Raw genomic sequence first — 18221 nt, 5'->3', positions numbered from 1 at the left:
GGCGGTAACGCGGCCTTCGGCGATCGCCGCAGGCGAAAGCGCATTAACAGATTTCCATGGTCGATGCGACATCGAGAGAGCGGGCCGCCGGCGTGCTGACGGCATCTAGCCGCAGCCAGGTTCCACCCTTCATGGTCATGGACGTCATGGCGGCGGCGGCGCGGATCGAGGCCGGAGGCGGACACGTCATTCACATGGAGGTCGGGCAGCCGTCGGCACCGGCGCCTCGAACCGCGCTGAACGCGGCTCGTGCCGCGCTGGAGCACGGCCGGATAGATTACACTTCTGCACTCGGTATCCCCTCGCTGCGGCAACGGATCGCGCGACACTACCACGAGTCTTACGGTTGCACGGTCAGTCCTGAGCGGATCGTCGTGACGACGGGATCATCGGGCGGCTTCATTCTTGCATTTCTTTCGATGTTCGAGCCGGGTGACCGCATCGCGGTGACGGTGCCGGGCTATCCGCCGTACCGGCACATCCTGACTGCACTTGGCTGCGAGCCGGTGCTGATCGAGACGTCAAGTGAAAACCGTCACGCGCTGAGCGGAGAGACGCTGTTGTCGGTACACCGCAAGACGCCGCTGAAGGGGGTACTGGTCGGAAGTCCGGCAAATCCGACGGGAACGATGATGTCGCGCGAGGCGCTGACGCATCTGATGACGGCTGCCGAAAGCGAAGGCATCCGCTTTATTTCCGATGAGATCTATCACGGTCTCGACTATGCGTTTCCCGCCGTAACCGCGGCTGAACTGTCACCGCGTGCGCTGGTCATCAACTCATTTTCGAAATATTTCTGCATGACCGGCTGGCGCGTCGGCTGGATGGTCGTACCGGAACAACTGGTGCGGCCGATCGAACGGCTGCAACAGAACCTGTCCATTTCGGTGCCGATGCTGTCGCAGATCGCGGCCGAGGCGGCCTTCGCAGGTCGCGAGGAAATGGAGATCGTGAAGCGCGGCTATGAGGAGAATCGCCAAATCCTGATTGCGGGGCTGCCGCAGGCCGGCTTGAGCGAATTCTTGCCTGCGGATGGCGCGTTCTACCTCTATGCCGACGTCTCGAAATTCACGACAGACAGCCATGATTTCGCACGCAAGATGCTGGAGCAGGCACACGTTGCCGCGACGCCCGGCGTCGATTTCGATCCAGTCCGCGGCCGCTCGTTCTTACGATTTTCCTACGCCCGTTCGGCGGCCGAGATGCACGACGCGGTCGCGCGCATCAGGCAATGGCTGACTTAGGTTGCCCGAAGCCCCGCATCCTGGGGCAATCCGTGATGCTGGCTGACTCCGGTATCATTGGCGACCACGCCCAAACAAACGTTTGGAATTCTTCCGTAAGTCCCGGCATTTTATTGCAATTCCTTACGGAATTCGATCGTTTAGCCGCAAGCCGACGTTGCGCAGGGGGTTCGATTTTGGCATGGTCGCGCCCGATTTGATGTCGCCTTGCGACAAAGCGGACCTCCTTGATACGTCCGTTCGCGGGCTCGCGGCATTGTCGGGGCAACTTCCGGAATTCTGAGGCAAATTCAATGACAGCATTAGTAGTGATTGTGCTCTGCGGAGCGCTTTCGATCATTTATGCCATCTGGGCGACCTCATCCGTATTGAAGGCGGATGCGGGAAATCCGCGGATGCAGGAAATCGCCGCGGCTGTGCGCGAGGGCGCCCAAGCCTATCTGCGTCGGCAGTACACGACGATCGGAATGGTCGGCGTCGTGATCTTCGCGCTGCTCGCCTACTTCCTCGGGGTACTGGTGGCTGTCGGTTTCGCGATCGGTGCGATCTTGTCGGGCGCGGCCGGCTTCATCGGCATGAACGTTTCGGTCCGTGCCAACGTGCGCACCGCGCAGGCGGCGACCAAATCGCTGGCCGGTGGACTGGAGCTTGCCTTCAAGGCCGGCGCGATCACGGGGATGCTGGTCGCCGGTCTGGCGCTGCTCGGCGTGACCATCTATTTCGCCTATCTTACGCACGGCGCGGGTTACGCCGCAAACAGCCGCACGGTTGTCGACGCGATGGTCGCACTCGGATTTGGCGCCTCGCTGATTTCGATCTTCGCCCGTCTCGGCGGCGGCATCTTCACCAAGGGCGCTGACGTCGGCGGCGATCTCGTGGGTAAGGTCGAAGCCGGCATTCCGGAAGACGATCCGCGCAATCCGGCAACAATCGCCGATAACGTGGGCGACAACGTCGGTGACTGCGCAGGCATGGCCGCCGATCTCTTCGAAACCTACGCGGTGACCGCCGTCGCCACCATGGTGCTGGCCGCGATCTTCTTCGCGACCTCGCCGTTGCTGGTGAACATGATGACGCTGCCGCTCGCTATCGGCGGCATCTGCATCATCACCTCGATCATCGGGACATTCTTCGTCAAGCTCGGCGCCAGTGAGTCGATCATGGGCGCGCTCTACAAGGGCTTGATCGCCACCGGCATTCTGTCCCTGCTAGGCGTTGGCGGCATCATCTATTGGCTGATCGGATTCGGTCCTCTGGCGGGCGTCAGTTATACCGGCCTCGAACTGTTCGCGTGCGGCGTGGCCGGCCTTGTCGTCACCGGACTGATCATCTGGATCACCGAATACTACACCGGCACTGATTATCGCCCGGTGAAGTCAATTGCGCAGGCGTCGGTAACCGGGCACGGCACCAACGTTATCCAGGGGCTCGCAATCTCGATGGAATCGACCGCGATGCCTGCGATCGTCATTATTGCGGGCATACTGGTGACCTATAGCCTCGCGGGTCTGTTCGGCATCGCGATTGCCACCACCACCATGCTGGCGCTCGCTGGCATGGTCGTCGCGTTGGACGCGTTCGGTCCGGTAACCGACAATGCCGGCGGCATCGCCGAAATGGCGGGCCTACCGAAAGAAGTGCGCAAGTCGACCGACGCACTCGATGCTGTCGGTAACACCACGAAGGCAGTCACCAAAGGGTACGCGATCGGCTCCGCTGGGCTCGGCGCTCTCGTGCTGTTCGCGGCCTACAATCAGGATCTCAAGTTCTTCATCGGTGATGCCGCGAATCATGCCTATTTCCAGGGCGTTAACCCGGACTTCTCCCTGAACAATCCCTATGTCGTGGTCGGCTTGCTGTTCGGCGGCCTGCTGCCGTACCTGTTCGGCGCGATGGGGATGACCGCGGTGGGACGTGCAGCGGGCGCGATTGTCGAGGAAGTCCGTCGCCAGTTCCGCGAGAAGCCCGGCATTATGCGCGGCACCGACAAACCCGACTACGGCAAGGCAGTGGACCTGCTAACAAAAGCGGCGATCAAGGAAATGATCATTCCGTCGCTGTTGCCGGTGTTGTCGCCGATCGTTGTCTACTTCCTGATCTACGCGCTTGCAGGCGGTGGTGCAGCCGGCAAGTCGGCAGCCTTCTCGGCGGTCGGCGCGATGCTGCTCGGCGTGATCGTGACGGGCTTGTTTGTTGCGATCTCGATGACCTCGGGCGGCGGCGCTTGGGATAACGCCAAGAAGTACATCGAGGATGGCCATCATGGCGGCAAGGGCTCCGACGCGCACAAGGCGGCGGTCACCGGCGACACTGTCGGCGATCCCTACAAGGATACGGCCGGACCTGCGGTCAATCCGATGATCAAGATCACCAACATCGTGGCCCTGTTGTTGCTGGCGGTTCTGGCGCACTGAGACATCACAGCAAACCATAAAAACCCGCGGCGTGAGCCGCGGGTTTTTTTGTTGCTTACGTGGTGAGGATCGAGAGGGATGGACGTCGCTCGTAAGCTGGTCATAGCAAGCGAGAAAACGGCAGAACGTCGGATCGCAAGTGCCAGCGGCCTCCGACTGAAATCCGGTCCGAAGCGGAGTCGTTAAGAAAAAAGGGCGGGATCGATCCCGCCCTTTTTGCGTCAACTACAAAACTCGAAGCCGCCAAATGCGGGATTGGTGTGGTCTCTTACCACCAGGTACGGCAGACGGTGTGGCCTGCACCCCAGTAACGGCATCGGCGGGGCACGGGGCGAACTGCCGGGCGGACCACAACCACGGAACCGCCACGGTTCACGCGGCAGCCACCGTTGGGGCCGCGATGGAAGCCACGTCCGCAGCCACCCGCAACCTGAATGACGTCAGCGTTCACGCCTGTCGCTGGAGGAGCCAACGGCATGGCGTCGGCGATACCGAAGGTTGCGACAGTGGCAACTAGGAAGGCTGTTGCAAAAACTGATTTCATTAATCGTCCTCTGGTTCAACCGCGATAGCGCGGCAGCTCTAGTGACTCGCACTGGGAACGTCGGCCATGACTCTGTCCAGAATCTGGCGAAACATGATTCGCCCGAGTATGCCGGTCGGACAGTTTACTCAACCGTTAATCATAACCCAAGCATCAAGAAGTGAGTATCTACAGGTTCATAGTCGCTTACACCGGTCGGTCATGAACGACATGGGTAGGAGAGTTTGATGCCATCGACAGAAGATAAGCGCGTCGCATTCCACAAACTGCATGACAGCGGCTGCTTCGTGTTACCCAATCCCTGGGATGTCGGCAGCGCCAAAGCGTTGCAGGGGTTGGGATTCAAGGCACTCGCGTCGACCAGCGCCGGGTTTGCATGGTCGATCGGCAAAGCCGACAACCGGGTTACGCTGGACAATCTTTGTGGCCATCTGAGCGCCTTGTGCGCGGCGGTTGATCTGCCGATCAATGCCGATTTCGAAAATGGCTTTGCCGATGAACCGGAAGGAGTTGCAGCCCACGTGTCGCGTGCAGCGAAGACGGGCATCGCCGGCTTATCGATCGAGGACGCCACGGGCGACAAGGCGAAACCGCTTTACGACGTCGATCTGGCGATCGAGCGCATCCGCGCCGCACGCAAGGCCATCGATACCGATCGCAGCAACGTCCTGCTGGTCGGCCGTTGTGAGGCTTTCCTGTGGGGGATGCCCGATCTCAAGCTGACGATCGGGCGGTTGCAGGCCTATGCGGAGGCGGGGGCCGATTGCCTTTATGCACCAGGTTTGAAGTCGAAAGACGACATTGCGGCCACGGTAAAAGCCGTTCACCCCAAGCCGGTCAATCTGCTGATAGGCTGGCCCGGTCTCAACGTTACCGAAGCGGCCGATCTCGGCGTGCGGCGTATCAGTGTCGGCGGCGCATTGGCGCGCGCGGCGTGGGCAGGTTTTCTGCGTGCGGCAACGAATATTGCCGATAGCGGCACATTTGACGGACTCGGCTCGGGCTATCCGGCCGGCGAGCTGAACCGGATGTTCTCTGCATAATCCCTTTTGCTCGGAGCGCATTCCTCCGCGTGCCTCGGCCCAACCGTCGACGGTTTTCACTTGGCTTGTGGCTACAATAACGTCCTTGCGCCAGACAGCTCTGCAACGACACAAGCCGAAATCGTCCGGTAATTTCTCGTAACGAAATTACGACCCCTTTTTTAGCTCGTTCCAGCGACCTGATTTTTCTCAAGTGCTTGATTCATGAGATAACAACACTGGTTCTAAAGGATTTGCATCATTAGCTTTAGGAAGGCGGCCAAGGACGAAGAGGGCGCAATGGGTATCAATCAGGGTTCGATCAGCCTCGATCAGAAATACACCCAGGGATCAGGCCACGTCTTCATGACCGGCCTTCAGGCGCTGGTTAGATTGCCGATGGCGCAAATTCGCCGCGACCGCGCCGCTGGCCTCAACACCGCAGGCTTCATTTCCGGTTATCGCGGTTCGCCCCTCGGCGGTTACGATCAGCAACTCCTTGCCGCTCGCAGCCATCTCGAACGACACGAGATCAAATTCCAGCCTGGTGTAAACGAGGACCTCGCGGCGACAGCGATCTGGGGTTCGCAACAGGTCAATCTGTCCCCAGGTGCGTGCTATGACGGCGTCGTCGGGATTTGGTACGGCAAGGGGCCTGGCGTCGACCGCTGCGGCGACGTATTCCGTCATGGCAATGCTGCGGGTTCGGCGAGACACGGCGGCGTGCTGTGCCTGGCGGGCGATGATCATGGCGCTAAGTCCTCGACCTTGCCGCATCAGTCTGATCATGCGTTCATCGCTGCGCTGATGCCGTATCTCTATCCGTCCAGTCTCCACGAAATGATCGAGATGGGACTGCTCGGCATCGCGATGTCGCGCTATTCGGGCTGCTGGGTCGGGATGAAGGTCATCACCGAGACGGTGGAAACGACGGCCGAAATCGATCTGACCGACGAGATGAAGCCGTTCGTCATTCCGCCCGATTTCGAGATGCCGCCAGGTGGACTGAACCTACGTTGGCCCGACGACCGTTACGATCAGGACCGGCGTCTACAGGATCACAAAGGTTTTGCTGCGGTCGCGTTTGCGCGCGCCAATAAAATCAATCGCGTCACCATGGATTCCCCGAACGCGCGGTTCGGCATCATGGCGTCGGGAAAAAGCTACGAGGATATCCGCCAGGCGTTGCGCGAGCTGGGCATTACCGAACAGGTCGCCGCGAAAATTGGTCTGCGGCTTTACAAGATCGGAATGCCGTGGCCGCTGGAGCCGCAGGGCGTGCGCGAATTTGCCGTCGGCCTCGAGGAGATATTCATCGTCGAGGAGCGCCGTGAGATCGTCGAGAACCAGGTCAAGCAGGAACTGTTCAATTGGCGCGACGACGTGCGGCCACGCATCATCGGCAAGATGGACGATCACGACAAGCGTTTCCTACCGTTCGCACAGGAATTGGGCGTCGCTTCCCTGGCGACATTCCTGACTGAGCGTTTACTGCACTTGAACCTCAATCCCGAAATCGCCGAGATGCTTCGAACCAAGGCTGACTGGTTCAACGGTCGTCAGGCGTCGCAAATGCAGCCGGCGACCCCGGTCATGCGCGTACCGTATTTCTGCTCGGGGTGTCCTCACAACACCTCGACCAAGGTGCCCGAAGGCAGCCGGGCCACAGCCGGCATCGGCTGCCACTTCATGGCGATATGGATGGATCGCAACACTGAAACGTATACCCATATGGGCGGCGAGGGTGCGCCCTGGGTCGGTACCGCGCCGTTCACCAACGAGAAGCACATCTTCGCCAATCTTGGCGACGGCACCTATTTCCATTCCGGGAGTCTGGCGATCCGGCAGGCGGTCGCTTCCGGGGCGAACATCACCTACAAGATCCTCTACAATGACGCCGTGGCCATGACCGGCGGCCAGCATATCGACGGCGAGTTGTCGCCGCAGCGGATCACCTTTCAGCTTCACGCCGAAGGCATCCGCGACATCTATCTGGTGTCGGAGAACCCGAACAGCTATCCGGCTGCCGACATCGCGCCGGGTACCCGGACCGCGCATCGTGATGACCTTGACGCGGTCATGAGAACCTGTCGCGAGATCAAGGGAGCTTCGGCTATCGTGTTCGTGCAGACTTGCGCCGCCGAGAAGCGGCGGCGTCGCAAGCGCGGCACCATGGAAGATCCGCAACGCCGTGTGCTGATCAATCCCGCAGTTTGCGAAGGTTGCGGCGATTGTTCGGTGCAATCGAACTGCATTTCGGTGGAGCCGCTGGAGACCGAGATGGGGCGCAAGCGCACCATCAATCAGTCGTCCTGCAACAAGGATTATTCCTGCCTCAAGGGGTTCTGCCCTTCGTTCGTCACGATCGACGGCGGGCGATTGCGAAAGCGCGCGCCGGCGGACCTCGGCGAGATTGGCGACTTGCCCGAACCGGTTACGCGCCCTTCGCTCGATCGGCCCTACAACATCGGGGTCGGAGGGGTAGGCGGCACCGGCGTGCTGACGATCGGCGCGCTGCTTGGTATGGCGGCCCATATCGAAGGCAAGGCCAGCATGATCCTCGACATGTCCGGTCTCGCCCAGAAGGGCGGTGCGGTTTTGAGCCACGTCCGGCTGTCACAAAACCCCGCGGAGGTGACCTGCTCGCGCATCGTCACCGGCACGGCAGATCTCGTCATCGCCGCTGATGAAGTGGTCGCGGCAGCCAAGGAAACGATCACACTCTGCGAATCGAGCCGCACTTACGGTCTTATCAACACTCACCTTATTCCGACCGCCGCTTTCATTCTTGATCGCGATTTCAATTTCCAGAGCGCCAAGGTTGGCCGCGTCCTAGAAACCGCCTTGCGCAAGGATTCGACCTTCTTCGACTTTACCAGGCCGGCCGAAACTCTGCTTGGAGACTCCATCGCCACCAATATGATGATGATGGGTTACGCCTATCAGAAGGGTTGGCTGCCGCTGACCGCGACGGCAATCGAGCAGGCGATCGAGGTGAACGGTGTTGCCGTGAAAATGAATGTGGAGGCCTTCCGGCTTGGACGGCTTGCAGTGGTGGACCCCGCGCGCCTTGTCGCGATGATGAAGGGGACCGATGAGGCGGTCGCGCCGAAGGTGCTGGAAGACATGTCGCTGGACGAGATCGTTTTGCATCGCTCGGCGTACCTTGCCGAATATCAGAATGCGGGGCTTGCGGACAAATATCGGGCGATGGTGAGCCGGGTCCGGCAGGCAGCGAGAGAGGGCGGTTACGGCGATGCCTTGCCGCGTGCGGTTGCGATCAATTACGCCAAATTGCTCGCCTACAAGGACGAGTACGAAGTGGCGCGACTCTACACGGATGGTCGGTTCGAAAAGCAGCTCGGCGATCAGTTCGAGGGTGACTACAAGATTAGCTTCCATCTCGCGCCGCCGGTGTTCGATAGCAAGAAGGATGCGCTCGGGCGGCCCGCCAAGAGATCCTATAACGGGTCACGGATGATGCCGGTTTTTCGTTTGCTGGCGAAAATGAAGGGCTTGCGTGGCACCGCCCTCGACATCTTCGGATACAGCGCCGAGCGCAGGTTGGAGCGAAACCTGATTGCGGAATACGAAAACGATGTGGCTGCTGTCCTCGACAGACTTTCACCGGCCAACGTCGAGACCGCGATCGAACTGCTGTCGCTGCCCGATCGTATCCGGGGTTACGGCCCGGTCAAGGAGCAGGCGGTGGCCGACACCAAGGCCCGGCATGCGGAGTTGCTGCGCGATCTCGCCAATCCTCCTCCGGTGCCACGGCAGATGGCGGCGGAATAGGCGGCTGAAACAGCGCTCCGGGTCACTGGAGGCTAATCTGTAGCCCAGCGATGCTTCCGCCGGGCCGATCCTCATGTTTCCCGAAACGAAGATCCAGCCTATATAGGACCGTCGGGAGACGGTCTAACACCATGCCATCTGGGTTCAGAGCATTTTTTCAGCGGATACGATCGTCGTCGCTATCGATCGGCCAAATTACCTTTGGCGGATTCTTTCTGGTGCTGACGATCATCGCGATAACTAGCGTGGCCAATGTCGTCGCGACGCGTCATCTCGACAACACCTTTGCCGAATTGCAGCGGCTGGACAGCGTCGGTGATCTCGCCGAAGAACTCGATCGTCGCATGAACGATTTGCGGCTGGCGGCGCGTGATTACGTCACCGATCCAAAAGCGCAGTCCAGCCGGGTGTGGAGCGCCACGTCATCATTTAACGACCTGCTTAAAATGACGCGCATCAAGCTTGCTCCTGAGCAGCAGGAGATGATCGATGGCGTCGCACCGCGACTGGAGAACTATCGCAAGGGTATAGAGCGGGCGATGAACCTGATTGCAGACCGTGCGAAGCTGGTCGAAACGCTGCCGCCGCTTCGTGAAAAACTCGAACTCATCATCGAGCAGTCCGCGGATCAGTCTACATCAAGAACACTGTTTCGTGCGCAAAGCGATGTCGCCGCCGCACTGCTTGGGCATGATCCAACGACCGCAGAGCAGGCGGCTGAAAAGATACGCGCCATTCATGTTGACGAGCCCAAGGTACGTGCAGCCGTTGAGGCGTACGCCGATGCCGTGATCGCGATATCCTTGCGGGAGCGGAAGATAGCAGATCTCGATAGGGATGTGCTGGGCGCGGAGGGGCGGCTGATCGGGCGAGTAACGGAACTGCTGCGCGAGCTCAGCGCGGAGCGCAAGCGGGTGCTGTCGCGCGATTTTGCCCGGACGCTTGCCGAAACCAAATGGCAGAGCCTCGTCCTCGGCAGCGTGGGAATAGCGATTGGCTGGCTTGCTGCGGCATTCGTGGTTCGCCGGACGGTCCGGCCACTGAAGGCCATCGCGAGGGCGATCCGGAAACTGGCTGGCGGCCAAAAGGAAACATCGATCCCATCAACCCATGTCGAAAACGAGATCGGGGATATCGCCCGGGCCGCCGAGGTGTTTCGTCGAACGCTCGCTGAAGCGGACTCGGCGCGAGAAGCTGCCGTTCGGGCGCTAGCCGAGCAGCGCCTCGCCGAGGAAAGCTATCGTAAGCTATTCGAAGGTTCGGTCGACGGAATCTATGTCATGACGCCGGCCGGTCAACTGCTTGATGCCAACCCGGCGTTGGCGCGAATGATGGGGTATGACACTCCCGACAATCTCATCCGTGGCATTGGTAACAGCGCGCAGACGGTTCACGTCGATCCCGAGGTGCCCGTCAAATACCAACTCCGAATGGAGCGCGATGGGACCGTTCGCGGGTTCGAATATCAGGTGCGTCAGTTCGATGGTGGCATCCTCTGGCTCTCCGATAGCGCGACTGCGATACGCGATGAAAGCGGTCGCATGATCCGCTATGAAGGCGTGGTTCGCGATATCACTGATCAGCGGAGAGCCGAGGAGACGATTGCAGAAGGGCGGCGGCTGCTGCAACTGGTAATCGACACCGTGCCCGCGGTGATTAACGTCAAGAATGCGGAGTTGCGTTACGTTCTGATGAATCGCTATATGGCAGGCATCTTCGGAATAGAACCCGCCGATGCGATCGGACGCACGACGCACGAGGTTATGTCGCGTTACGATGCGGCAAAGACGGATGAGACCGACAGGAAGGTTCTTGAGAGCGGTAAGGAGCTCGGCTTTTACGAAGAAGAGTATAAGGATGCATCGGGTGAGCTGCGGCAATGGCTTGTCAATAAGCTGCCTATCCGCGACGCTGACGGTCGCGTCGAAAATATCGTCACGGTCGCGCTTGATATTGGCGACCGCAAGCGGAGCGAACAGGAAATGCGTCGCGCCAAGGACGCAGCCGAGGCGGCACTGCGTAATCTGCGCGAAACACAGAATTCGCTGATCGAGGCGGAAAAACTCGCGGCGCTCGGTCGCCTGGTGGCAGGCGTCGCTCACGAGGTCAACAATCCGGTCGGCATCAGCTTGACGGTGGCCTCTTCGCTGGAACGGAAAATTACCTTGTTCACCGAGGAGGTGGAGCGTGGGCAGTTGCGGCGCTCAAGCCTCAACGATTTCATCGCGGCGAACCGCGATGCCGCGTCTCAGCTCGTCGCCAATCTCAATCGCGCTGCCGAACTGGTCCAGTCATTCAAACAGGTTGCCGCCGACCGCAATTATTCAGACAAGCGAGCTTTCGATCTCGGCGAACTCACCGAACAGGTCGTGATGAGTTTGCGTCCCGCCCTGCGCAAGCATCATGTAACGTTGACGGTCGATTGCGAACCAGATCTCACGATGAACAGCTATCCGGGGCCTTACGGCCAGGTGTTGACCAACCTTTTTCTCAATTCCGTCGCGCACGCCTTTCCGGACGGCAAGGGTGGCGCGGTCGATATTGTTGTGCGGCGAGTAGGCGGGGACAGTGTCCAGATCTTGGTTTCCGACAATGGTTGCGGCATGAGCCCCGATGTGCAGCGCAAGGCATTCGATCCGTTCTTCACGACGCGGCGCGATCAAGGAGGAACGGGCCTGGGTCTGCACATTGTCTACAATATCGTAACGAGCCGTTTGGGAGGGCGTCTCGAACTTGATTCCGGTTTCGGGCAAGGCACGCGCATCCACATTGTTTTACCGCGGGTCGCACCGATGGAACTCGCCGCGGAATAACTCGACTGCGCAGCAAATGGCTATAATCAGGAGCTCCACGAGAGTTCCGTGAAACGTTGAAAGAACTCTATCGGGTCAATCTGCTTCGGCTAGCTTTCGGAGCGTGGCCTCGAAAATCTGACTCGCCTTTCCGACCAGCGCCGTGCCGTTCATCGTGCCGGTCGTATCAGTGAATGTTCCGGTAACGCCGATTCCAACCGATTCCGAATTGCCAAACAGCAGGTTCACGTCGCGACTTGGCGTATGGCGTTGAATTAGAACTTCGCCTCTGAAAGTGCCATCCTCTTTGGTGGAATAGCTGCCCGTATAGAACAGATAAGCATCACCGCCCAGAATTTTTCCATCGCGGAACATCAACACGCCACTGCCCTTGCCCACACGCCCATCAAGCAAGGCGATGTGAATCGAATACAGCCCATTTTTCATGGTGATCCGCTCGCAGCCGCAATTTTGTCTTGTCCCGATCTCATTATGTCAAAAAGGGCGCGAGCGCGTCAATGCGACACCCAAGCCAACGCGCGCGCCTCTTAGGGGAACCTGCGAGAGAAATCCGAGAGCTCGATCCCCGCCCGCGAGGCTTGACGCGTTCGAAGAGTGTCAACCAGCGTTGTAGTTGTTAACATATTTCGTATTTTTGGACTTTGCTCCCGACTCCCGGATTTGCTCCCGTCCATCTCGCAACCGTCTGCGTGTCTGTACACGCGCCGAGACAAAAACGAAAAAAGCCCCGCGCTGCGAGGCTTGTCTTCCGCGGGTGAACAAGGATGAACGCTAGGGAACAGTCTAGTGGCGCGCTCGGAGAGATTCGAACTCCCGACCCTCGGAATCGAAATCCGATGCTCTATCCAGCTGAGCTACGAGCGCAGGCCTCCTTATAGGAACTGCGGGGTCCCGATGTCACGCGATTTGGCGGGCCATCCTTCTTCCAGGGGGATTTAACAGCCGATCCCTGGATGGGTTCGGATTGGTCTCGCCGCGGTTCGCCCTATGCCGATAAGCTATTGATTTTATTGAATCAATGTGTGATAAAAAGGTGACGTCACTCTAAAATCGTGCCAGCCAGCGGCTATCGTTGTTCCAATCGGGGAGGCTGTCGCTAATCTGGCCGCCATAACGTTGCGAATTTGCTCCATATTTCCACGGAGATGGAAGGGAGCCCTCGCATCAAGTTAGTTTTGGTGGGTGGCGTGAAACTTATTCAGACCGCGAAAGTCGCGTTCGTCTTGTTTACGATGACTGCGTGCTGTTCGGGTGCCGCGGCGCAATCGACGACGTCTCCCATTTCCGCAGCATCCGTGGTTCAGCAGGATTACGATGCGCTGTTCCAGCAGATGTACAAAAACCCTTCCGATTTGGAAGCCAGTTTCAAGTTCGCCGAGCAAGCCGTCAAACGCGGCGACTATGAAGCCGCTATCGGCGCCCTTGAACGGATGCTGTTCTTCAATCCGAATTTGCCGCGCGTCAAACTCGAATTGGGCGTACTGTATTTCAAGCTCGGCTCATACGAACTGGCGCGCAGCTATTTTCAGGAGGCGATCAAGGCGGCTGACGCCCCTGATGACATTCGCGTCCAGGTCCGCGCCTATTTGACCGAGATCGACCGCCGGCTTGCGCGCTACGAGTTCAGCGTATTTACCACCGCCGGCTTGCGCTACCAGACCAACGCTAACCTCGGCCCCTCAAGCCTGATGGTGCGCGCGCTGGGTCAGGATGCAATCCTCAACAGCGCGTACGGCAAGCGTCCGGACTGGAATATGTTCCAGACACTTACAGCCAACTACGCCTATAAGATCGGCACGCGGGGAGATGCCATCGAAGCGAGCTTCCTAGGTATCAATTCGCGCCAATACAAACTCAACCAATTCAACCTTGGTCTGGTCGAGCTCGTGGTCGGCCCGCGTATCGCCATCGGACAGAACGCATCGTTCAAACTTTACGGCATCGGAGACCAGGCCTGGCTGGGGGACGCCAGTTATTTCTCGGCCGGAGGAGGCGGCGTTTCCGCGCGCACGACGCTCGGAGACCGCGGTATTCTGGAGGCGTTCGTCGAGCAACGGCATCGTGATTTTTCGAATTCGTCCAACTTTCCGACAGCCGCCCAACAGACCGGAGACCTGCTATCGGCGGTGGTGACCTCGGACGTGGGCTTCGGGCCAGTGCACTGGACGACGCGTGTAGGTTTCGAACAAAATCGTGCTGTCTTCGATTATTACTCATACAAGCGCTATTCGATCGACATGGCTGCTCCTTATGGGTTTGTCTTGTCGGTGTTCGGCACACCGCATCAGTTCGTGATCGCGCCGACGATCGGCTTCAGCTGGGCCAATTTTGATGCGCCCAATCCGATCGTCGATCCGTTTCAAATACGGAACGACAAAGAGCAACGATACGGCGCGATCTTCGATGCGCAAGTATACAAAAATGTGGGTTTGCGGACTCAAATTCTGTACACCAAGATCGACTCGTCGCTGCCGAATTACACAACCGACAACTTCTCGGTCTCGATCGGACCGGCCGCGCGGTTCTGAGCCGGAGGTCTATCCCGATGCGTCTCGCGCCAAAGCCGCGGGCACGAAGGTGAACCGCCAAATTTGCCCGCGTTCTTCGCCGATGCATCAGGCGATTACCAAATAGCTGCACCCAATCGACTGCTATTTTTGTACGCCAAACGGAACGGATTCCGCTAATGTGCCGGAAACATTTCGCAATGCCGTTGTGCCCACGGATTGTCGAGCCGATCACAGAATCATTGAACCGGATATAGACCCTTTGTCGTCGTCCCTTGATTACGCCGATCTAAGCTTGCGTAGAAGGCCCGCAGATGCGGGCCGCGATCTGACAAGCTTTTCAGACTGCATCGGCCATAATATTCGCCTGTTCGTATTTGAAGCCGAGACGAACCGATGAAGGCTGCAACGCGTTTACGCAGCACCTTGCGCGTGCGGACGATGTTAGCGTGGGCGCGTCTGCGCCGGCTGACGCGTAACAAGAATCTTCGCGCGGTCGGTGCTGCGATAGCGACCCTTGTGCTGCTTACTTCGCTGCGCGCTTATGATCCGCGCATCGTCACCGAATTGAAGGAGCGTACGTTCGATACCTACCAACGGCTCAAACCGCGCGCCTATACCGATCTGCCGGTGCGGATCGTCGATATCGATGAAGCCTCGATCTCGGAATACGGCCAGTGGCCTTGGCCCCGGACACGTCTTGCGGCGCTGACCCGTCGGCTTGCCGATCTCGGTGCGGGCGTGATCGCTTACGATGTCATTTTCTCCGAGCCGGATCGAACTACGCCGAGCCGACTTGTCGACGATTTGCGGGATTCCAGCGCATCAGATCTCGACCAAACCATGAAGCTGCTCGCGAACCTGCCTGACCACGATCAGGCGTTCGCCGATGCTATCGGCAAGACGGGGGTCGTACTCGGCTTTGCCGCCACCAGAGCCGCCAACGACAACCGCCCGCCGGGCCGGGCCGGGGTGGCCTTTGTCGGCGTCAATCCGACGAAGGTGCTTGCGCCCTTTCACGGCACGGTGTCGAGCCTGCCGATATTCAACGAAAAGGCAGCAGGTATCGGCGGCATCAATTTAAGTTCGCTCGATCGCGGCGGCATCGTCCGCCGGGTGCCTATGGTGTTTTCTGACGGCGTGAGCATCTACCCCAGCCTTGCGATTGAGGCGCTGCGGGTCGCTCAGAACCAGAAAAGCATTATCGTGCGAGGCACGGGAGCGAGCGGGGACAGTAACACGGGTCACGACGCGCTGATCGATATGCGGGTAGGCGCGTTCAAGTTGCCGTTAACAAGCAACGGCGAATCCCGGATCTATTTCAGTCGCGACCGGCCGCAGGGTTACGTGTCGGTGAAAGACATTCTTGATCCCGCCAAAGAGGCTACGGTGAAGCCGCTGATCGATGGGACGATTGTCCTCGTCGGCGCATCGGCTGCGGGTTTGATGGATTCACGCGCGACGCCTCTGGGCGGACCGGTTCCGGGCGTCGCCATCCAGGCACAGTTGATCGAGCAGATCCTCGCGCAGGACTTCATCGAGCGTCCGGACTGGACGAACGGGCTGGAAATCGTCTTGACCGTATTGTTCGGCGCCTTGGTCGCCGGCCTGGTCCTGACGTTCGGCGCCCGGTTCTCGTTCTATGCCGGCGTGGTGGGATTTGTCGCGGGGCTTGCTGGATCGTGGATCGCTTTCTCGCAATTTCGTCTCTTGATTGATCCGATCTTCCCGTCGCTGGCGGCGCTGGCGGTTTATATCGCCGTGGAGCGCGTGCTTCACGTTGCCTCCGATCGAGAGAAGAAGTTCGTACGGCAGGCCTTTGGTCAGTATCTCGCGCCGGAATTGCTGACCCAGCTTGAAAATTCACCGCAAGGGATGCGCCTTGGGGGGGAATCCCGCGATATTTCCGTGATGTTCATGGATGTGCGCGGTTTTACTCCGATCTCTGAAGCTCTGACCGCCACGGAGCTTGTCGATTTCATCAACACGCTGCTCGCGCCGCTGTCCGACGCGATACAGGATGAACTGGGGACAATCGACAAGTACATCGGAGATTCGATCATGGCATTCTGGAACGCGCCGGTCGACGTGTCCGATCATGCGACCCGGGCCTGCCAAGCCGCGCTCAAGATGCGTGCGGCGCTCGGCGCGCTCAACGACGCTGATGTCTTTGGATTCTCTGCGCGCGGCTTCGACGACTCGCGCGTCAAGATCGGGGTTGGCATCAATGCCGGACTGGCTTGCGTCGGCAACATGGGATCGCAAAGACGATTTAATTATTCGGCTATGGGCGACGTTGTGAACGTGGCGGCACGAATCGAGTCGGCAAGCAAGGCGCTCAATGTGGATCTTCTGGTTTCGGAAGACGTGGCGCGACGGGTCAAAGGAATTGCGTTGCTCGAGGCGGGCGAGATCTTGTTTAAAGGCAAGTCACGGCCCACAAAAATTTATGCGATCGCTGGTGACGACACGATGGCGGGATCGCCAGAGTTCGCCGAATTGAAGCGTCAGCACGGCGCGCTACTGAACGCAATCAAAACAGGTGAGGGGCCTGAGGCGACAGTCGCCCTGGCCCGTTGTCAAGAGCTCGCCGGCGAGGACATGCAGGATTTCTATCACCGCTTGGCCGAACAGATCACATCGCTCCACGCAACGTGAAGAAAACGCGTCAGATCAAAATCATGGAGCCGCGCTTCTGATCTTGCCAGAAGCGGAAAGGCTCTAGAAGGTCACAACGCTGCGGATCGACTCGCCTTTGCGCATCAGGTCGAACGCTCTGTTGATGTCGTCGAGCGGCATGACGTGCGTGATCATCGGGTCGATCTGGATTTTGCCCTGCATGTACCAGTCCACGATCTTCGGCACATCGGTGCGGCCGCGTGCGCCGCCAAACGCTGTGCCCTTCCATACGCGACCCGTGACGAGCTGGAACGGCCGCGTCGCAATTTCCGCGCCGGCGGGTGCGACGCCGATGACGATCGACTGTCCCCACCCACGGTGGCAGGCTTCCAGCGCCTGGCGCATCACCTTCACGTTGCCGGTGCAGTCGAAGGTATAATCCGCGCCGCCGATCTGATCAGCACCGGACTTCGTCATATCGACCAAATAAGGGACAAGATCCTTTCCGACGTCAGTCGGATTGACGAAATGCGTCATGCCAAAGCGTTCGCCCCACGCTTTACGGTCGTCGTTGATGTCCACGCCGATAATCATGTCGGCTCCGGCGAGCCGCAACCCTTGTAGAACGTTCAGACCGATGCCGCCGAGGCCGAACACGATCGCCTTGGCTCCGGGTTCGACCTTCGCGGTGTTAATGACCGCACCTACGCCGGTCGTGACGCCGCAGCCTATGTAACAGACCTTGTCGAAAGGGGCGTCTTCGCGGATCTTGGCAACCGCGATCTCCGGCAGCACCGTGTAATTGGCGAAGGTCGAAGTGCCCATGTAGTGATGGATCGGCTTGCCGTCCAAAGAGAAGCGCGACGTGCCGTCCGGCATCAGTCCCTGGCCCTGGGTAGCGCGAATTGCCGTGCAGAGATTGGTCTTGCGCGACAGACATGACGGACATTGCCGGCATTCTGGCGTGTAGAGCGGAATAACGTGATCGCCTTTCTTCACCGAGGTCACACCCTTGCCGACATCGACGACAATACCGGCTCCCTCATGACCGAGGATCGCCGGAAACAACCCTTCCGGATCTGCGCCGGACAAGGTGAACTCGTCGGTGTGGCAGACGCCGGTCGCCTTGATCTCGACCATGACCTCTCCGTCACGCGGGCCATCGAGTTCTACCGTCGTGACTTCAAGTGGCTTGCTAGCGGCAATAGCAACTGCGGCGCGAACGTGCATGGTGACTTCTCTTCGGCAGATGTTTTGAAATTG

At 59.2% G+C, this 18221-nt stretch carries 10 protein-coding genes and 1 tRNA gene; 7 read left to right on the top strand and 4 right to left on the bottom strand.

The window, feature by feature from the left end:
* The first annotated feature begins 56 nt into the window (after window positions 1–56).
* On the top strand, window positions 57–1244 hold the full coding sequence (locus ACM561_RS09130) for a pyridoxal phosphate-dependent aminotransferase (protein WP_425909586.1): 1188 nt from the start codon (window positions 57–59) through the stop codon (window positions 1242–1244).
* Between the two features lie 293 nt (window positions 1245–1537).
* The gene (locus tag ACM561_RS09125; RefSeq protein WP_425909585.1) at window positions 1538–3658 is read left to right on the top strand and encodes a sodium-translocating pyrophosphatase; all 2121 of its coding nucleotides are present in this window, start codon (window positions 1538–1540) and stop codon (window positions 3656–3658) included.
* A 268-nt stretch (window positions 3659–3926) separates the two neighbouring features.
* Here the strand turns inward: ACM561_RS09125 and ACM561_RS09120 are convergent, their stop codons facing one another.
* Window positions 3927–4202 (bottom strand): GCG_CRPN prefix-to-repeats domain-containing protein, encoded by a 276-nt coding sequence (locus tag ACM561_RS09120; protein WP_425909583.1) that lies wholly within the window; start codon window positions 4200–4202, stop codon window positions 3927–3929.
* Between the two features lie 227 nt (window positions 4203–4429).
* On the opposite strand from ACM561_RS09120, the gene ACM561_RS09115 reads away from it, so the two are divergent.
* The 3 genes from ACM561_RS09115 (at window position 4430) to ACM561_RS09105 (ending at window position 11832) form a co-directional block, all read left to right on the top strand.
* The gene (locus ACM561_RS09115; RefSeq protein ID WP_425909582.1) at window positions 4430–5245 is read left to right on the top strand and encodes an isocitrate lyase/PEP mutase family protein; all 816 of its coding nucleotides are present in this window, start codon (window positions 4430–4432) and stop codon (window positions 5243–5245) included.
* Window positions 5246–5524: 279 nt separating this feature from the next.
* Window positions 5525–9019 carry an indolepyruvate ferredoxin oxidoreductase family protein gene (locus tag ACM561_RS09110; protein WP_425909580.1) on the top strand — a complete coding sequence of 1165 codons (3495 nt, stop codon included), beginning with the start codon at window positions 5525–5527 and terminating at the stop codon, window positions 9017–9019.
* Between the two features lie 131 nt (window positions 9020–9150).
* Complete coding sequence (locus ACM561_RS09105; protein ID WP_425909579.1) at window positions 9151–11832, top strand: PAS domain S-box protein; 2682 nt, start codon at window positions 9151–9153, stop codon at window positions 11830–11832.
* Window positions 11833–11907: 75 nt separating this feature from the next.
* On the opposite strand, the gene ACM561_RS09100 is transcribed toward ACM561_RS09105, so the two are convergent.
* The gene (locus ACM561_RS09100) at window positions 11908–12258 is read right to left on the bottom strand and encodes a GrlR family regulatory protein (protein WP_425909577.1); all 351 of its coding nucleotides are present in this window, start codon (window positions 12256–12258) and stop codon (window positions 11908–11910) included.
* A gap of 361 nt (window positions 12259–12619) precedes the next feature.
* Window positions 12620–12696 (bottom strand) — tRNA-Arg (locus tag ACM561_RS09095).
* Window positions 12697–13019: 323 nt separating this feature from the next.
* Between ACM561_RS09095 and ACM561_RS09090 the strand changes: the two genes are divergently transcribed.
* Window positions 13020–14360 (top strand): tetratricopeptide repeat protein, encoded by a 1341-nt coding sequence (locus ACM561_RS09090; RefSeq protein WP_425909575.1) that lies wholly within the window; start codon window positions 13020–13022, stop codon window positions 14358–14360.
* Window positions 14361–14735: 375 nt separating this feature from the next.
* Window positions 14736–16997: a CHASE2 domain-containing protein gene (locus ACM561_RS09085; protein ID WP_425909573.1), complete on the top strand. Its 2262-nt coding sequence runs from the start codon at window positions 14736–14738 to the stop codon at window positions 16995–16997.
* Window positions 16998–17060: 63 nt separating this feature from the next.
* On the opposite strand, the gene ACM561_RS09080 is transcribed toward ACM561_RS09085, so the two are convergent.
* Window positions 17061–18188 carry an S-(hydroxymethyl)glutathione dehydrogenase/class III alcohol dehydrogenase gene (locus ACM561_RS09080; protein WP_425909572.1) on the bottom strand — a complete coding sequence of 376 codons (1128 nt, stop codon included), beginning with the start codon at window positions 18186–18188 and terminating at the stop codon, window positions 17061–17063.
* Window positions 18189–18221: the final 33 nt, after the last annotated feature.

The sequence above is a fragment of the Nitrobacter sp. TKz-YC02 genome, assembly GCF_049852135.1.
Taxonomy (GTDB): Bacteria; Pseudomonadota; Alphaproteobacteria; order Rhizobiales; family Xanthobacteraceae; genus Nitrobacter; species Nitrobacter vulgaris.
Note: the sequence above shows the minus strand (reverse complement) of the source record. Positions and strands in the feature narration are given on the sequence as shown.

Coding starts and splice junctions, on each gene's coding strand:
- ACM561_RS09080 (WP_425909572.1), bottom strand. CDS start 18,188: ATGCACGTTCGCGCCGCAGTTGCTATTGCCGCTAGCAAGCCACTTGAA.
- ACM561_RS09125 (WP_425909585.1), top strand. CDS start 1,538: ATGACAGCATTAGTAGTGATTGTGCTCTGCGGAGCGCTTTCGATCATT.
- ACM561_RS09120 (WP_425909583.1), bottom strand. CDS start 4,202: ATGAAATCAGTTTTTGCAACAGCCTTCCTAGTTGCCACTGTCGCAACC.
- ACM561_RS09105 (WP_425909579.1), top strand. CDS start 9,151: ATGCCATCTGGGTTCAGAGCATTTTTTCAGCGGATACGATCGTCGTCG.
- ACM561_RS09100 (WP_425909577.1), bottom strand. CDS start 12,258: ATGAAAAATGGGCTGTATTCGATTCACATCGCCTTGCTTGATGGGCGT.
- ACM561_RS09085 (WP_425909573.1), top strand. CDS start 14,736: ATGAAGGCTGCAACGCGTTTACGCAGCACCTTGCGCGTGCGGACGATG.
- ACM561_RS09130 (WP_425909586.1), top strand. CDS start 57: ATGGTCGATGCGACATCGAGAGAGCGGGCCGCCGGCGTGCTGACGGCA.
- ACM561_RS09115 (WP_425909582.1), top strand. CDS start 4,430: ATGCCATCGACAGAAGATAAGCGCGTCGCATTCCACAAACTGCATGAC.
- ACM561_RS09110 (WP_425909580.1), top strand. CDS start 5,525: ATGGGTATCAATCAGGGTTCGATCAGCCTCGATCAGAAATACACCCAG.